A 17,172-nucleotide genomic window follows, 5' to 3' on the forward strand; every position below is an offset into this window, starting at 1 on the left:
GGTTAGTCCTTTTTAATACTGGCTTTTAAAAATCCAATTTCTCGATTATTTGGTTAGCAACAACTTTCGCGCTCTGCTCATCAGTGCGTACAACAAAATCAGCTACTTCTTTATATAATGGTTCACGCTCTTCTGCTAAGCGCTCAAGTACATCACGAGGTGCTTCTTCTGTTTGCAGTAATGGGCGACGCTTGTCGCGTTGCGTACGTGCAACTTGCTTTTCAATCGGTGTCTCTAGGTATACTACAATACCGCGAGCCGAAAGCTTGTTTCGAACTTCTTTACTCATTACTGAGCCACCACCAGTAGCAAGGACAATACCTTGCATCTCGGTTAAATCGCCAATAACAGATTCTTCACGAAGTCTAAAGCCTTCTTCACCTTCAAGATCGAATACCCAGGCAATATCTGCGCCCGTACGACGTTCGATTTCTTGATCAGAATCAACAAATTCAAGGTGTAATTGGTCAGCGATGTGACGACCAATCGTGCTTTTGCCAGCCCCCATGGGGCCAACTAGAAATATATTACGTTTCTCAGCCATATCTTTTAGTACAAACGAACTCTAAAATTTGAAATAAAACCCCGCCTAACGACCTGGCCCCAAAATTAAGAAAGGGATTATCTCAGTAATCGGTCGGGTATTTCAAGTCAATTAGGATAAAAAGCCATATAACGAGCAATTAAACTAAATAATTACCCATTGGTTAACAAAAAAGCACCTTATTATAGGCAAATTTATCTTCTAGGGTTAAAATTTATGCAATTAAAGGCTACTACGTGTTACTTGGTAAACGCTTTTGCATAGTAATTTCACAAAAAACTCAGTTACAAGCAACATTAACGCAGTCTTAAAATGCATCCGCAGTACAGTACACAATAAAAATTATATACTGCCTAATTGTACATTTACAGGGAGTGTTCACACCAAGATAACTAAATAATGCCAAAACCGTCTAGTTTTTTGTTCAGCCTAGATAGTTTGAATAACCTGAGCCCTGAAGAGTTAATCTATCTCAGCAGAATTCAGGTTAGGTAATTAGTCTATTTGAATTTTAGGTGTGACAAAAATCAGCAGTTCGCGCTTTTCATTAAACTCGCTTGTGCTTTTAAATAGTCTTCCTACGTAAGGAAGGTCGCCCAATAAAGGTACTTTTTTGGTCGAATTAATAATTTGCTGTTGAAAAATACCACCCAACACTACCGTTTGTCCATTCTCAACGAGAACTTGAGTCTCAATTTGTTGCGTATCAATGGCAACAGCTGGGCCAGTTCCTGTTTGAACGGTATCACCACGGGTGTCTTGAGTAATTATTAAGTTTAAAATAACTTTGTTGTCTGGTGTGATATGAGGTGTCACCTCTAAACTCAACACTGCTTTTTTAAAGCTTACGGTTGTTGCGCCACTCGAAGCAGATTCAACATAGGGGATCTCAGTACCTTGCTCAATGCGTGCTTTTTGCTGGTTAGCAGCAGTGATACGCGGACTCGCTATAATTTCACCCTTATTCTCTTCTTCGAGCGCGGTTAATTCTAAATCAATTAATGTTCCATTGGCTAGTTTAGCTATATGCATACCAATACTTGCCGATGGATTCGCTACAGGTAAATTAACATTGAGTCGATCTGTAAGACTCGGAATATTCCCATTAGAAATTGTTTCAGCACCTTCTAATGTACCAGAAACACCATCAGAACCTTGCTGATCGCTGAACCCCCAACGAACGCCTAAGTCTTCGGTTACATTATCACGAACGGTTACCATGCGCGCCTCTATAACCACTTGTTTGACGGGGATGTCTAAGGTTTCGACCATGCGGCGAACACTTTCAATACTTTTCGCGGTGTCTTTCATTAGTAGCGTATTGGTTCGCTGATCAACAGACACGCTGCCTCTCGCTGTAATAATACTATTGGTATCTGTTTTTAGTAAGTCGGCAAAATCTTCTGCTTTGGCGTAATTTAAACGGATGTATTCGCTATATAGTGGCTCTAAATCCTCCACTTGTTGCTTTGCTTTTAACTCTTTTGCTTCACGGGCAGCAAGCTCTTCAGATGGCGCTACCATTAAAATAGAGCCATCCATACGTTTGTCTAAACCTTTTATTCTTAGTACTACGTCTAACGCCTGATCCCAAGGAACACCATCTAAGCGAAGGGTAATGTTGCCAGTCACTGAGTCACTAGTTACCAAGTTAAAGTCATTGTAGCCCGCAATAATCTGTAATACAGCACGCACAGAGATATCCTGAAAGTTAAGCGTCATAGGACGGCCTAAGTACTCTTTGCCTCCATCTAAGAATCCATTTTGAGTCTCGTCTTTTTCAACCGTTAAGGTAAAAATATTTTCTATTTGCTGATACGTGTAAGCAAAAGCTTTATTAGGTTCAATTACAATGCGTGTCAGATTATCTTCCTTAAACGTTTCTATACTGCTCACCACAGTACCAAAATCGAGTACGTCTAATTCATACAATAAGTCATCTAAAATATCGGTATGGTGAAACTCTGCAATGATTTTCCCGCCACTTTCATGAACCTCGATAGCAGCCTGTGTATCTTGCAGATAAACAAGTACTTTTGCTTCACCTTTTTCACCGCGGCGAAAATCAATTGCTTGAATGCCATTGATATAATTAGAGGCACGAGCAGGTGCATCTTCACTGGTTGTTACGATTTGTTTTGCTAGAGGGTTATCAGATATTCTTATTGAAAATAGGTTGTTATTAACTTCTGCCTCATAAATTTTTAATCGCTCCAAGTTAATGGTTACTTTTAAACCTGCACTAGTCATCATGCTACTAATGTTACTTATCCCTGCTTGGTTAATAACAATATTTGCCAACCCTTCATCTAGTTCAACTGCATTAAATAATAACTCTATCCGTGCCGGATTATTAAAAACTTGTACATCAGGTTGTTGCTGTAATTCTTCATCAAATACCAGCTGTAATTCGGTTTCACCTTTAAGTAATGGGTTATATCGAACGTCGTAGAGTAAAGGAGCTGCACTGACCGTTTTCATCATTAGTAATAAAAATACAAATAGCAACGTCGTTAAAATACGGTGGTGCGAACACTCATCTTTATGCATATAGGGAGTACCATTTTTCTTATTAATTTGCGCCATTAGTTGCCGCCTCTAACATTTCTAATTTGGTCAAACGTTCTTTCCAACAACCTGACCCATCAGGGATTAATTCTACTAATTCAATATAGTCACTATTAACACTGCTTACTTTTCCATCATAGGTGCCTAAATAGCTTCCTATAGATACTCGGTGTAAGGTGTTATCAGCAGCTGTAATGAGCGCCCATGTATTACTGTTCGACCCTATCGTTCCCTTCATTGCTAAATTATCTAATGGGTACTTCTCCAGAGGCTGACGGACACGCTCTGGATCTGGGTGAAGACAGTTTTTAACTTGTGTTAGCTTATTTTGTATAATTTCTGGTTCTGGTGCTACAAAAGGGCTACGTATATCTTTGGCGTTATATTCAAAGTGTTCAAACTTAACTAACTCAGGTATTTTTTCAACACGTGCTGTAGTGTTTGCCTTAACCTGGTCAATAAACTCTTTTTGCTCAGATGTATCTTCATTACAACCACTGAGCAACAATATTACGACAGTTAAAAAGGGAAGTTGCTTCATCATCTTACCCCCTCTTCATAACGATAAGTTTTTGCTACTACACTGAATGTTAGCTGCTTTTCGCCAGATGATAAAATAGAAAAGTCGTGCAAACTTACTATTCTCGGCAATTGAGCCACTTTTCCTACAAATTCACCGAACTCATGATAAGTGCCTACTACTTCAATTTTAATGGGTAGCTCGGTATAGAACTCTTTTTCAACTTCTGGTAGCCAACCAATTTTTAAAAATGTTAGGCCGCTGGTTGTACCCACATAGGAAAGGTCATCTAATAATCCTGGCGTCTCATTTGAGGTAGGTAGGCGTTTTAATAGCTGAGAAAACTCATCTTCCATCTCAACCATTTGTTCACGATAAATATCGAGCTTGCTGGCAACTGCATATTTAGTTCGGTAGGTTGTGCGTAATTCTATCTCTTTGGCCACTGCGTTATGGTAGCTTTCAATTTCATCCGACACTAATAAGCTATAGCTAAAAAACAATACGAGACAGGCAACAAATGCGCCGCATATTGTTTTTACAATAACAGGCCACTCACCTATGTTATCGAGCTCTATTTCATTCCAATCTATTTCTGTAAGCGACTTAAAATCAAGGTTCATTAGGTACCTCGCCTATTTTACCAAATGGTTTTACGTAGAACTCCATATTAAAATCGCTGAGTAAACGAGAGGATTGATCGCCTGCAACAATGCCTTGCATAGTCGGGCGCTCTAAAAGATAAGAACTTTGCACCTGTCGAAGCATAGTAGACAAACGATTATTAGACTCACTTTTACCTAACACATGAATTTGGCTACCTTTACGCTCAAGCTTAGTTAAATAAACTCCAGCAGGCACTATTTTTGCCACTTCATCCATTATTTGCGTACCTAAATTACGGCTACTTTGTAGCTCTTCAATTAAACGCATCCGTTGTTGTAGATTTTCTTTTTTCATGTCTAAGTCGCGTATATCGCGAATTTTCTGATCGAGCATTGTAATTTCTGAGCTGAGATAGTTATTTTTAAGCATTTGCCCTTCTTTTAGAGCGCTATAAAATGCACTCAGCGCATACATGGTTACGAAACAAACAATAACCACTGCCATCAGCAATGTTATAAATTTCTTTTTAGACTGCTCACGCTGAAGTTCACGCCAAGGTAGTAAATTTATATGTGGCATGATGAAAAACTCCTCAACGCCAAACCAGTTGCAATCGCAAACTGAGTGCGGTGGCGCTGTATTATATTACGATCTACTCTAGGTGATATTTCCATTTTATCAAATGGTTCAACAACAACCGTGTGTATTCCTAATTCTTCGATTAATAACCTATCAACACCTTTAATCATCGCTGATCCGCCCGTCAGTACGATGTAGTCCAACTGCTCTTTGCCTGTTGTTGTTAAAAACATTTGCACAGCACGACGAACTTGCTGCAATAATGAGGTTTGAAAAGGCGCTAACACTTCAAATGTATAATTAGGCGGTAAATCACCCGTTGTTTTACCAATTTCAGCCTCATCAAAGCCTTTGTTGTAGTAAGCAACAATACTATTTGTATATTGGTCACCACCAAATACTTGGTCGCGGGTGTAAATAGTTTCACCAAATTGCACTACACTGACCAAGGTAAGCACCGCACCTATATCAACTACTGCAACGGTTTTATCAAACGCGTCTGATGGTAGCTGTTGGTAGTAAACATCCATAGCCCGGCTTAATGCATAGCTTTCAACATCCACAACTTTTGCAGTTAAGTTGGCAGCACTAAGTGCGCCTACTCTCGCTTCCACACTTTCCGTTCTCGCTGCAGAAAGTAGAACATTAATTTTGCTCGGGTCGGCACTGTTAGTAGAGAGTTTTTCAAAATCTAAACTGACTTCATCTAATGGATAGGGGATCAAGCTATCGGCTTCAATTTCAATCTGTGATTCTAATTCAGCGTCGCTTAAGGAAACATCCATGAAAATGACTTTGGTAATCACTGTTTGCCCTGAAACAGCAACAGCTGCAAATTTTAGTGACTTTGGAAGCTTTCGTTTTAACTTGGTTATCACATTGCCAATTGCTTCAATGTCTTGAATGTTGCGCTCGCTCATAGCGCCTTTAGGCATAGGTTCAATTGCAAGAGCTTCTAATCGAAGCCCGGTTTCTGTTTCACTTAAAAGCACGGCCTTGATAGAGTGCGATCCTATATCAATACCCACCATCATAGGTGATGGTTTTTTTATCAATTGACTTAGCATGTTTGCAACTTTGCCTTTGTTTTAATAATAAACAAGTTATAATTTATATCTTAAAAAATATTATTCAATTTTTAATCAATATATACTAGCAGTCTCAACCTGTAATTGGGAGTCCGTTTAGGGAAATATCAGTGATTTTATTAAAAAGAACTTTACAATTTTTGATCATTTGTGCATTACTTGCACTAATTACATTGCTCAGCCTTTATTACTACGTTAAATCCGATATCCCAAGCGTGCAAGTTTTAAAAAACGTTCAATTACAAACGCCTATGCAAGTATTTACCAAAGATGGGCTTTTAATCAACCAATTTGGTGAAAAAAGACGTATCCCTGTAACTATAGATCAAATTCCTGAACCTTTATTACAGGCTTTTTTAGCAACAGAAGATAACCGTTTTTATGACCATATCGGTATCGACCCAATTGGTATTGTTCGCTCAGCACTAGTACTTATTTCTACCGGTGAAAAAAAGCAGGGTGCCAGTACAATCACCATGCAGTTGGCTCGTAACTTCTTTTTAACGCGAGAAAAAGCCTATATTCGTAAAGTAAAAGAAATATTTATTGCCATCCATATCGAAAATTTACTTTCAAAAGATGAAATCTTTGAACTTTATCTAAATAAAATAGAGCTAGGAAACCGCGCCTTTGGTATTGGTGCAGCCGCTCAGGTTTATTATGGTAAAGAGCTAAAAGAGCTTACTCTTGCGCAAATGGCAATGATTGCCGGTTTACCCAAGGCGCCTTCAGCACTTAACCCTATTCGTAACCCAAAGCGAGCCAAAGCCAGAAGAAATGTAGTGTTAGGACGAATGCTAGATGAAAAGTATATTTCTAGAGCGCAGTATAATGAAGCCACGAACCAACCAATTACCGCTTATTTTCATGGGGCTGAAATTGACTTATATGCACCATATATTTCAGAAATGGTACGTGCTGAAATGGTGTCGCGCTACGGTATAGATAAAGCCTATAACTCAGGATTTAAAGTGTATACTTCTGTTGAGTCAAATATTCAACAGGCGGCACAAACGGCTTTGGTTAACAATTTACATGCCTATGATATGCGCCATGGATTTAGAGGCCCTGAAGCCATTTTATGGGATCCACAAACAGAGCCCACACCTTCTGATTCTAAGTTATTAAACATTTTGAAAGAGGCCAATGAACTAGGCCCTCTAAAAGCCGCTGCAGTTTTAAATGTATCCGACAGAAGCGCGGAAGTAATACTTAAAAGCGGCGAACGCACAACATTGACTTGGGATAATCTGAAGTGGGCGCGTAAGTTTATCACCCGTTATCGCCAAAGCTTTGCTCCTGAAACAGCAAGCGATATATTAACGCCTGGCATGCAAATATGGCTGCGTAAAAATGATGACAACAGCTATATTTTGAGTCAAATCCCTGAAGCTGCAAGCGCCATTGTGTCTTTAGACCCACAAGACGGGCGTATAAAAGCCATTGTAGGCGGTTACAGCTTTGAACAAAGCCAATATAACCGTGCAGTGCAAGCTAAACGCCAAGTTGGCTCTAATATTAAGCCATTTATATACTCTGCTGCACTTGAAAAAGGCTACACCTTAGCGTCAATTTTAAATGATGCTCCTATAAATCAATGGGATAAAAGCCAAGGTGTCGCATGGCGACCTAAAAATAGCCCTGCCATTTATAATGGCCCTATTCGCATTCGCCGTGCTTTAGCACAATCAAAAAATGTGATTTCGGTACGTTTATTACGTGGTGTTGGCTTGCAACGTACAGCCGATCATTTACTTAAATTTGGCTTTGCAGATGAAGATATAAATCGCAGTGAATCGCTGGCTTTAGGTAGCGCATCTATTACTCCACTAGAGTTAGCTCGTGGTATGAGTACTTTTGCCAATGGCGGCCACTTAATCGAACCTTACTTTATCTCTGAAATTCAAGATGCCATGGGCAACACCTTATTTAAAACTAACCCGACTGTAATTTGTGATGATGAAGCAACAACGCCTAGCTCGCTAATGCTAAGTGAGCAAGTAGCACCAAACTGCGCGCCGCAGATCATATCTAAACAAAATGCATTTTTAATTGCCAGTGCTATGAACAGCGCAATTTGGGGGGGTGGTAGCTGGTCTCATAAAACAGGTTGGAGTGGTACAGGATGGCGTGCACAAGCGCTAAAACGTCGCGATCTGTCAGGTAAAACAGGCACTACCAATGATTCTGTAGATACTTGGTTTAGCGGCTTTAATCGCGATGTGATGACCTCTGTTTGGGTTGGTTTTGACAACCCTGGAAATACTCTGGGGCGCTCAACCTATAACAATAACTTAGGAAGTGGCCAAATATCAGGCGCAGAGTCAGGTGCTAAAACAGCTCAGCCTGCATGGGTTGATTTTATGAGAGTTGCACTGGATGGTAAACCTGCGGCACCTATCGAACCACCTGAAGGCTTAGTTTCTATTCGTATTGACTTAGAAACGGGGCTGTTAAGTCATAAAAACGATTATACCAGCCGTTTTGAGTACTTTGAGAAAGGGACCGCACCTACAAAATATGTGTTAGCACAGCCAAATGATGTATTTGAAGAAAGCACTAAAACCGAAGAAGAGCTCTTTTAAACAATGCTAATATATAAAAGGCCGCTGAATAGCGGCCTTTTTGATGGTCTAGGTAATATTTTGTACCAACCAATATAAGTCAGAGTGCACGCCAGCTGCGGTCACTTCTTTACCCGCACCGGGGCCTTGTATCACTAATGCGTTTTGATTATACCACTGAGTATTAATCACAAAAATATTATCGCCAGGTGTTAAATTAGCAACCGCTTCGCTTTTTGGTACATAGGCAATTCCTACCTTAGCGTTTAGCTTGCTGTTTTTAAACTCCAGCAATCCGGTATAACACAGTGCAGCACTTTGTTGCAAAGCCGCTTCGAAGTGCTGCTTGATAAACGCATCTAAACTGGCCTTGTTATCAACAAAGTCATCCCAACTGCCCGCACTTAGCTCATCGGGCATCAATGCGGATAAAGAAATGTCATCAAGTTCCAATTCAATACCTAATTCACGCGCCAAAATAAGCAACTTGCGTTGCATATCTCGGCCAGATAAATCTTCTCGCGGATCAGGTTCGGTGAACCCCAAAGCTTGTGCTTCAAGCACTAAATCTGAAAATGCCTTGCTGCCATCATACATACTGCATAACCATGACAGCGTGCCAGAAAACACGCCTTCTATACGCGTTATTTTATCGCCACTGTTTTGCAAATCGGCCAGTGCAAAGTTAATCGGTAATCCGGCTCCCACACTGGCATTATAACGCCAATGTAAGCCGCGCTGTGCCAAATCTTCACGTAATGCTTGATACCAGCTCAGCGGAGCTGTGCCTGCGTATTTATTAGCACTAATTAAGTGACAATTTAATTCCACAAATTTGCTATAAAGCTGGCTAAAATATTCACTGGCGGTAATATCAATCACTACCTTATGTTCATACTCAAGCGTATCAATGTATGACAGCAAATCAGCTTGCTGATAGGGGCTTGCATGGTTTTCCCATTGCTGTTGCCAGCTCTCACAGTCTAACCCATTGGCATTAACCAGCATCTGCTCTGAGCGTAGTAATGCTACTAACTTAATGTTAAAACCTGATGATAAACGGGCTATTTGTGCAGGTAGTTGGCGCATAAATTCAGCACCAACATTACCAAGCCCTGCAATAATTAAAGCTATTTCTTGCGCTTTATTAATCAATTTATCGTGCAACAAGCTCAGCACATCACTCTCAAGCACTTGATCGGTTAATAATAACGTATAACCGTCACCAAAATGAGTAAACCTAGGGTGAATTGATTGCGCTTGAAGTACAGCTGCACTTTGCTCACCGAGTATCGCTATATCTGGCTCTGATGCAATAATTGCAACCCCATTTAAGTTAGACTCACTAATGTTGGCGCGGCCAGCAAAATAATTAACCACCTGATATGTCGCCGACGCAGGGACTACCAAGTAAATTTCGCCCGCATGTTCAAAGTGATGCAAACTATGCTGAATAAGCTGACTAACATGCGCTACCTCGCCTTCACTCAAATCATCAACAGTAAGTAAATCCACATTGTTAATCGTGGTTAAAAAGCGCTTTTGTTTACTCATTCCTAATTTAACTATTTCGGTATGGCTGCCTTGAAGATCGTAACTACTGCGAACAATTAACTCTATATCGGTCCCTTTTAATGGCGATAATGTTTTAGCATGTAGTACGGGGTTACCTAATCTAGCCAATAAATTAGCTTGTTCGCGGCACACCCGCGCATACTTAATCGCATTAGCTACCTTACGCGGATCAGTACTAAAAACACCTTGAGTGTCAGTCCAAATAGACACTTTTTTAGCATTGCAATATCGTGCTAATAAAGTAGCACTGTAATCACTGCCGTTACGTCCTAAGGTCACGGTTTCATGTTGTAAATTAGCCGCAATAAACCCTGTAACGACATTAATTTTGCTTGTATCTATGGCTTTTAAGCACTGCTGCTGATTATTAGCATGCTGTAGCTGCCCTGCGTCTAATATGAATAACTGCCTAGCGTCCAGAGCGCAAGCACTAACGTTAAGTTGCCCTAAGTAAGCGCTTAATAGCCTTGCAGACCATAATTCGCCATGAGCTAATAGCCACGCTTCAGTTAATATGTTTTGCTTAGCCTGCTGAGTAATAATGCTTAGCTCAGTGGCAAGTATATTGAGTGCTTCATGCTTAGCACCCGCTATAAGCAATTGTTCAATTAGCGAAGATTGATGATTACTTATTAATAAAATAATGTCAGCAATCGCTTGGGTATCTTGCTGTTGGAAGCTTTGCCACAATTTAACCAAGGTATCGGTGGTTTTACCGGCAGCAGATACCACCACACAATCCCCGGCTTGAGCATGAGTTAAAATAATATTTGCGACACTTTTAAAGCGATCCGCTGAGCTTAAACTCGAACCACCAAATTTATGAACCTGATTTACCATGTTAATACCAACTCGACTTCATGTTTTATATTTTCAAAATTGGTAGGCACTACCATAACGCCGGATGCGCCGCGTTTAGTTTCGCTGAGCCAAATGACTCACTGGCACCATTTTTTGCAGCTAAAGCATTATCTGCTTGCCCGGGGCGAACCAAATTAAATACCCTGTCTAAATCAGCAAGTAAGTCTTTTGCATCTTCAATACCCACCGAAATACGAATAAGCGTATCACCCACCCCAGCTTCTGCACGAGCAGTCGCCTCCATGCCTGCATGGGTCATGGTTGCGGGGTGACAAATCAAACTTTCAACTCCGCCTAATGATTCCGCCAAACTAAATTCATTTAAGCGCGTTAAAAACGCTGCAGCATCGTTTATATCGCCTTTGATATCAAAACTAACCATTGCGCCAAAGCCAAACTGCTGCGCCTTAGCAAGCGCATGTTGTGGATGTGATTCAAGACCTGGATAGTAAACCTGAGCAACAAACGGGGAGTTTTCTAGATACTGTGCAATAGCGAGTGCATTTTCTTGGTGTTGCCTCAAACGCACGTTTAACGTGCGCAAACCTCTGAGAGTTAAATAGCTATCAAATGGCGCTCCAGTAATGCCAATATTATTTGCCCACCATGCCAGTTCTTCACCAAGCTCAGCGGTTGCTGCAATAACCGCCCCCCCAACAACATCTGAATGACCATTGATATATTTAGTAGTGGAGTGAACCACAATATCAGCACCAAATTTAATCGGATTTTGCAAAGCCGGCGATAAAAATGTGTTATCGGCAGCAACGAGTGCACCGCACTGCTTAGCAATATCGGTAACTGCTTTAATATCAGTTAATCGTAAAATTGGATTACTCGGTGTTTCAATCCAGATCAGCTTAGGTTTAATAGCAAGAATTTGCGATAAGCTTTCGCTTTTAGTGAAATCGACCACTTCTAGCTTTAACAATCCGCGTTTTTCCAGTGAAGTAAATAAACGATAACTGCCCCCATAGCAATCGTGAGGAATCATTAACGTATCGTTACTATTTAATAATTGAGTTGTTAAGTGAACTGCCGCCATACCCGTTGCAGTAATAATGCCTTTAGCCCCGCCTTCAAGTTCAGTGAGCGCCTCAGCCAAAATGTCACGGTTAGGATTACCACTGCGGCCATAATCATATTGGCGTTTGGTATCAAAGTCAGAAAATGAGTAAGTTGTTGATAAATAAAGCGGTGGAACAACCGCACCATGCTGTTTGTCGGCTTCTATTCCACTACGAACAGCAATTGTTGCCTTATTTTTTTTACTCATTTTCGTCACCTTTACTATTTTGGAAGTTTAGACGTCTAAAAGGTAGCGCATGCAGTTTAAGATGTCAAAACATTTAAATGTCTAGATAGCTAAATAACTAGTATTTGACTATCTTTTTTAAACCGATAGAATTTCACGCATATTTACACGCTTTGATGCTGTGTGAGCAATTTATAATCTGAGGCAACGATACATCTTATGGCTAAATGGAATGGTGAATATATTCACCCATACGCAGAACACGGGAAAAAATCCGAACAAGTAAAAAAGATCACCGTTTCGATCCCGCTAAATGTATTAAAAGTATTAACTGACGAACGTACTCGTCGTCAAATAAACAACTTGCGCCATGCAACAAATAGTGAGCTTTTATGCGAAGCATTTTTGCATGCATTTACAGGGCAACCGCTGCCTAATGATGATGATCTACGTAAAGACAATGCAGAAAAAGTACCTGAAGAGGTGAAGAAAATAATGCAAGAAATGGGACTAGAAGTGCCTATTTTAAATGAAGATTAAATTTCTTTATCTGTGTTATAAAAAAACCTCAGCAAATGCTGAGGTTTTTTTTGCGTTAATTCACACTTAAAATTACGCCATGTAGTTCTCTGGCATATCAATTTGTGCCACACCCGAATCAACTGCAGCTTGAGCAACGGCTTTGGCGATACGAGGCAATAAGCGCGGATCCATAGGTTTTGGTATAATATATTTAGCACCAAACTCTAGTTTATCGATACCTGCAGCAGTCAGTACTTCAGCCGGAACTGGCTCTTTAGCAATACTGCGAATTGCCTCTACAGCAGCTATTTTCATTTCATCGTTTATTTCACTTGCGCGTACATCTAGTGCGCCACGGAAAATAAATGGAAAACAAAGTACGTTGTTAACTTGGTTCGGATAATCAGAACGGCCAGTCGCCATAATAAGATCATTGCGTGCAGCATGTGCTAATTGCGGATCAATTTCAGGATCGGGGTTTGAACATGCAAATACAACTGGGCGGTCAGCCATTAACTTCAAATCATCGGCGGCTAATAAATTAGGGCCTGATACACCAACAAACACATCGGCATCTTCAATTACGTCCTGTAAAGTACGTTTATCCGTATTGTTTGCAAATAATTGCTTATATTCATTTAAGTCATCACGACGTGTATGAATAACGCCTTTACGGTCTAACATATAAATATGTTCACGCAGTGCGCCACACTTAATTAAAAGCTCCATACAGGCAACAGCTGCAGCGCCGGCACCTAAACACACGATAATCGCATCTTCAATTGCTTTACCTTGTACTTCTAGCGCATTTAGCATACCCGCAGCCGTTACAATTGCCGTACCATGTTGGTCATCATGAAATACAGGAATGCTGCAACGTTCTATAAGTGCTTTTTCTATCTCAAAACATTCTGGCGCTTTAATATCTTCTAGGTTGATACCACCAAACGTGTCTGCAATATTCGCAACCGTGTTGATAAAGTCTTCGGTTGTGCGGTGCTTAACTTCTATATCAATTGAATCTAGACCTGCAAAACGTTTAAATAATAATGCCTTGCCTTCCATTACTGGTTTTGAGGCCAGTGGGCCTAAATTACCTAAGCCTAAAATTGCGGTGCCGTTAGTAATAACCGCAACCATATTTCCTTTACCAGTATACTTATAGGCATTTGCTGGATCAGCGGCAATTTCACGAACAGGTTCTGCAACACCTGGGCTATATGCGAGCGCGAGGTCTTTAACCGTCTCAGCGGGCTTGGTCAGCTCAATACTGATTTTACCTGGAACGGGATGGGCATGGTAATGTAGTGCTTGTTCACGAAAATCTGACATAACGCGATTATATCCTGCAATTTAAGTTAAAGTGAGAGGTAGTTTTATTCTACGATACCTTTATTATTTTTAAATTCCAAGCAATATCAGGTCTATCCTGTTATATGCTAGAACTCTTAATTTTAAGTGATTTATCAGCAACTTCCCTAGATTATCCTGACATTTTTAAAATATAAATTCGTCATAAAAATGAAAATTACAGGTCGTTTTTACCCTTATTCAATATTTATGAAATACTCTTTTCAGTCTTAAATTAAAATAGTGAAATACCGAACTTTGTTTAACTTTAAATACAAATAACTTCACGTTAACTACATTTAAGTACCATATTTAAAGTGTAACAAATAAAAATATAGATAATATTGGCAATTTTGTCTGCAAATGTTTATGCATATTCGGAATAAGAACAGGAAATAGTTATGCAAAAATAATAAATACAAAACTGTTATAAAATGGAGGGATAAGTGAATTTTAGGCACAAAAAAAGCACCCTAAGGTGCTTTTTTTACATAGAAACAAAAAATTATTTTTTGCTGCTAAGTGCACCGAAGCGCTTGTTGAAGCGATCAACACGGCCGCCAGTGTCTAAAATCTTTTGCTTACCAGTGTAAAACGGGTGACACGCAGAACATACGTCTAGGTGAATGTCTTTACACAAAGTAGAACGAGTTTCGAATTTGTTTCCGCATGAACAAGTTGCAGAAATTACTTCGTACTTAGGGTGAATACCTTCTTTCATAGGAACCTCTAGTTAAGGCCGCATCGCTCTCCAAACCCGAAGTCTGGCACCATACGTCGTTAAAACAAATTTATTGGTCGCGAATTTTATCCAACAACCCGCACGCACACAAGCTTTAATTATTCTTTTTACTAAAAAGTCTGCAAACACCTATTGATTACTGATTTGTCGGTAGGCTTTTAATACTATTTTTAGTACATTAGGCTATTAGGTTTCTTAGTTGAGTTGTTATGTGTTTTGTTGAAGTTGCAATAAAAGTCCCCTTACCTCGCACCTTTGATTATAAAGTGGATGAGCAATTAACACCGCTGACTAAATTGCAGCCTGGCATGCGCGTACTCGTCCCTTTTGGCAATCAACGAAAAGTAGCGGTTATCCTTAGTTTAAAAACCGATACAGAAGTTCCTGAAGGCAAAATCAAATCTATTATTGAAGTAATTGATAATTCGCCGGTGTTATCTGCGCAACATTTGGAGCTGCTGAAGTTTACTGCGCGTTATTATTGTTATCCACTAGGTGAAACTATTCATATTGCACTCCCCAATGCGCTGCGCCAAGGTGAATGCCCTGATAAAACCAGTATAAATATGCTGACGTTAACTGATAAAGGGGCGCTTTTACCATCTTTAAAAGCTAAAACACAGCTTAACTTGCTTAAGCAATTATCTGCATCGGGTAAATCATCATTAACGGAACTAAAAGCCCTCGGGTTTAATAAAAAGACTATTGATAGCCTATTAGCAAAAGAACTGATAGTGCAAACCATTGAACATGACAATCAATGGCAACATGCCTCTCCTACTGTGGGCACTAAGCCTCGCTTAAATAAAGAACAAGCAATTGCTTGCACTACTATAAATCAAAGTGCTGGTTTTAATAGTTTTTTACTTGAAGGTGTCACTGGTAGCGGTAAAACAGAAGTTTACCTACAGTGTCTTGAAGAGGTGTTAAAGCGTGGAGAGCAAGCGTTAGTACTTGTTCCTGAGATAGGTTTAACACCACAAACAGTGAATCGTTTTAGACGTCGCTTCCCTGACACGCCAATTATGCTATGGCATTCAGCGCTCACCGATAACGAGCGTCTGCAAACATGGCGGTTTTGTGAAAAAGGCAGTTGTGCTATCGTTATAGGTACTCGTTCGAGTATTTTTCTACCCTTTTTAAAACTCGGGATGATTGTGGTTGATGAGGAGCATGATGCTTCATTTAAACAACAAGATACTCTACGCTATCATGCACGCGATTTAGCAGCGTATCGCGCATATCAGCAAAATATCCCGCTTATTTTAGGCAGTGCGACTCCCGCATTAGAAACACTGCACAAAGCAATTAATAACAAATACCAGTTACTCACATTAAGTGAGCGTGCACAAACGGCCACCGATAATCAATTTAAGCTTCTCGACATGAAAGGTCAGCCTGATCAAGCGGGTATTGCCCATGCGAGCTTAGCGATAATGCGCCAGCACCTGAATAAAGGTAAGCAGGTAATGGTATTTTTAAACCGCCGTGGTTTTTCGCCCACTTTAATATGTCATGAGTGTGGTTGGTTAAGTGAATGTAATCGCTGCAGCACGAGTGCAACCTTTCATAAAGCCATCGGTCAGATGATTTGCCACCATTGTGGTGACCAATATCAAGTACCGCATCAATGCCCTGACTGTGGAAGCACGCAGATATTTCCTAACGGCAAAGGCACCGAACAAATAGAAGAATTTTTGAGTACTGAATTTAAAGACATCCCAATTAGCCGAATAGACCGTGACTCTACGAGGCGCAAAGGCAGCCTTGAAAAAGCATTGGATGAAATAAACCAAGGTGGCGCACGCATTTTAGTCGGTACGCAAATGCTGGCCAAAGGCCACCACTTTGCGGATGTAAGCTTAGTACTCATTTTAGATGTAGATAGTGGTTTATATTCGTGTGACTTTAGGGCAACAGAACACCTTGCTCAATTAGTGACTCAGGTTGCAGGCAGAGCTGGACGTTCTGGTGAGCCCGGTGAAGTATTATTACAAACACACTTCCCTGAGCACCCATTATTACAAGATTTAGTTAATAACGGCTATCAAGATTTTGCCCGCTTTGCGCTCACTGAACGAAGTGACGCGCAGTTACCACCAATCACCAGTATGGCAATAGTTCGTGCACAGGGACATAACATTAAGCAAGTCGTCGACTTTCTAACGGATTTGGTTCCTGTCAATGGGGTATCTGGTATACAATTGCTTGGACCTATCCCTGCGCCTTTAGAAAAGATTGCGGGGATGTATCGTTTTCAATTACATATTCAAGCGCAAGATCGACGCATTTTACATCCGTATCTTGCACAAATGGTTGATTATCTCAGCACCAGTAAACTAGCTCAAAAAGTTCGCTGGAGTTTAGACGTAGACCCTACAGACATGATTTAGGTAAG

Annotated in this window: 13 protein-coding genes; 3 read left to right on the forward strand and 10 right to left on the reverse strand. The window is 40.3% G+C overall.

Going from position 1 to position 17,172, the window contains the following annotated elements; all coding sequences use genetic code 11:
• Positions 1-25 precede the first annotated feature (25 nt).
• The 6 genes from aroK to ACZ5WS_RS01960 all read right to left on the reverse strand — a co-directional run bounded on the left by aroK (position 26) and on the right by ACZ5WS_RS01960 (position 5,884).
• The gene (gene aroK, locus ACZ5WS_RS01935) at positions 26-544 is read right to left on the reverse strand and encodes a shikimate kinase AroK (RefSeq protein ID WP_008466255.1); all 519 of its coding nucleotides are present in this window, start codon (positions 542-544) and stop codon (positions 26-28) included.
• Between the two features lie 495 nt (positions 545-1,039).
• Positions 1,040-3,130 carry a type IV pilus secretin PilQ gene (locus tag ACZ5WS_RS01940; protein WP_138607194.1) on the reverse strand — a complete coding sequence of 697 codons (2,091 nt, stop codon included), beginning with the start codon at positions 3,128-3,130 and terminating at the stop codon, positions 1,040-1,042.
• Positions 3,117-3,653, reverse strand: coding sequence for a pilus assembly protein PilP (locus ACZ5WS_RS01945; RefSeq protein WP_171039617.1), 537 nt, complete (start codon positions 3,651-3,653; stop codon positions 3,117-3,119). The genes ACZ5WS_RS01940 and ACZ5WS_RS01945 overlap by 14 nt, the downstream gene beginning before the upstream one ends.
• Positions 3,653-4,255 carry a type IV pilus inner membrane component PilO gene (locus tag ACZ5WS_RS01950; protein WP_138607198.1) on the reverse strand — a complete coding sequence of 201 codons (603 nt, stop codon included), beginning with the start codon at positions 4,253-4,255 and terminating at the stop codon, positions 3,653-3,655. Before ACZ5WS_RS01950 ends, ACZ5WS_RS01945 begins: the two co-directional genes overlap by 1 nt.
• A complete protein-coding gene (locus ACZ5WS_RS01955; protein WP_464710331.1) occupies positions 4,245-4,817 on the reverse strand; it encodes a PilN domain-containing protein in 573 nt (190 codons plus the stop codon). The genes ACZ5WS_RS01950 and ACZ5WS_RS01955 overlap by 11 nt, the downstream gene beginning before the upstream one ends.
• A complete protein-coding gene (locus ACZ5WS_RS01960; RefSeq protein WP_138607202.1) occupies positions 4,805-5,884 on the reverse strand; it encodes a pilus assembly protein PilM in 1,080 nt (359 codons plus the stop codon). Before ACZ5WS_RS01960 ends, ACZ5WS_RS01955 begins: the two co-directional genes overlap by 13 nt.
• 131 nt (positions 5,885-6,015) lie before the next feature.
• On the opposite strand from ACZ5WS_RS01960, the gene ACZ5WS_RS01965 reads away from it, so the two are divergent.
• Positions 6,016-8,490 carry a penicillin-binding protein 1A gene (locus ACZ5WS_RS01965; protein ID WP_138607204.1) on the forward strand — a complete coding sequence of 825 codons (2,475 nt, stop codon included), beginning with the start codon at positions 6,016-6,018 and terminating at the stop codon, positions 8,488-8,490.
• Between the two features lie 48 nt (positions 8,491-8,538).
• Here ACZ5WS_RS01965 and metL read toward each other — a convergent pair whose 3' ends face one another.
• Both metL and metB read right to left on the reverse strand, forming a co-directional pair.
• Entirely contained in the window at positions 8,539-10,884 is a 2,346-nt protein-coding gene (gene metL / locus ACZ5WS_RS01970) for a bifunctional aspartate kinase/homoserine dehydrogenase II (protein ID WP_464710339.1), read from the reverse strand.
• Positions 10,885-10,933: 49 nt separating this feature from the next.
• Positions 10,934-12,181: a cystathionine gamma-synthase gene (metB, locus tag ACZ5WS_RS01975; protein WP_464710341.1), complete on the reverse strand. Its 1,248-nt coding sequence runs from the start codon at positions 12,179-12,181 to the stop codon at positions 10,934-10,936.
• 198 nt (positions 12,182-12,379) lie between these two features.
• Between metB and metJ the strand changes: the two genes are divergently transcribed.
• Complete coding sequence (gene metJ, locus ACZ5WS_RS01980; RefSeq protein WP_008115021.1) at positions 12,380-12,700, forward strand: met regulon transcriptional regulator MetJ; 321 nt, start codon at positions 12,380-12,382, stop codon at positions 12,698-12,700.
• Positions 12,701-12,772: 72 nt separating this feature from the next.
• On the opposite strand, the gene ACZ5WS_RS01985 is transcribed toward metJ, so the two are convergent.
• Complete coding sequence (locus ACZ5WS_RS01985) at positions 12,773-14,014, reverse strand: malic enzyme-like NAD(P)-binding protein (RefSeq protein WP_008465773.1); 1,242 nt, start codon at positions 14,012-14,014, stop codon at positions 12,773-12,775.
• 523 nt (positions 14,015-14,537) lie between these two features.
• The gene (gene rpmE, locus ACZ5WS_RS01990) at positions 14,538-14,753 is read right to left on the reverse strand and encodes a 50S ribosomal protein L31 (RefSeq protein WP_008115018.1); all 216 of its coding nucleotides are present in this window, start codon (positions 14,751-14,753) and stop codon (positions 14,538-14,540) included.
• Positions 14,754-14,983: 230 nt separating this feature from the next.
• On the opposite strand from rpmE, the gene priA reads away from it, so the two are divergent.
• On the forward strand, positions 14,984-17,167 hold the full coding sequence (gene priA / locus ACZ5WS_RS01995; RefSeq protein ID WP_198522442.1) for a primosomal protein N': 2,184 nt from the start codon (positions 14,984-14,986) through the stop codon (positions 17,165-17,167).
• Positions 17,168-17,172: the final 5 nt, after the last annotated feature.

Source organism: Pseudoalteromonas sp. 11L1 (assembly GCF_055397545.1).

Excerpts from the sequence above, each read along its gene's own strand:
- aroK (WP_008466255.1), bottom strand. The coding sequence starts at position 544 with ATGGCTGAGAAACGTAATATATTTCTAGTTGGCCCCATGGGGGCTGGC.
- ACZ5WS_RS01940 (WP_138607194.1), bottom strand. The coding sequence starts at position 3,130 with ATGGCGCAAATTAATAAGAAAAATGGTACTCCCTATATGCATAAAGAT.
- ACZ5WS_RS01945 (WP_171039617.1), bottom strand. The coding sequence starts at position 3,653 with ATGAAGCAACTTCCCTTTTTAACTGTCGTAATATTGTTGCTCAGTGGT.
- ACZ5WS_RS01950 (WP_138607198.1), bottom strand. The coding sequence starts at position 4,255 with ATGAACCTTGATTTTAAGTCGCTTACAGAAATAGATTGGAATGAAATA.
- ACZ5WS_RS01955 (WP_464710331.1), bottom strand. The coding sequence starts at position 4,817 with ATGCCACATATAAATTTACTACCTTGGCGTGAACTTCAGCGTGAGCAG.
- ACZ5WS_RS01960 (WP_138607202.1), bottom strand. The coding sequence starts at position 5,884 with ATGCTAAGTCAATTGATAAAAAAACCATCACCTATGATGGTGGGTATT.
- metL (WP_464710339.1), bottom strand. The coding sequence starts at position 10,884 with ATGGTAAATCAGGTTCATAAATTTGGTGGTTCGAGTTTAAGCTCAGCG.
- metB (WP_464710341.1), bottom strand. The coding sequence starts at position 12,181 with ATGAGTAAAAAAAATAAGGCAACAATTGCTGTTCGTAGTGGAATAGAA.
- metJ (WP_008115021.1), top strand. The coding sequence starts at position 12,380 with ATGGCTAAATGGAATGGTGAATATATTCACCCATACGCAGAACACGGG.
- ACZ5WS_RS01985 (WP_008465773.1), bottom strand. The coding sequence starts at position 14,014 with ATGTCAGATTTTCGTGAACAAGCACTACATTACCATGCCCATCCCGTT.
- rpmE (WP_008115018.1), bottom strand. The coding sequence starts at position 14,753 with ATGAAAGAAGGTATTCACCCTAAGTACGAAGTAATTTCTGCAACTTGT.
- priA (WP_198522442.1), top strand. The coding sequence starts at position 14,984 with ATGTGTTTTGTTGAAGTTGCAATAAAAGTCCCCTTACCTCGCACCTTT.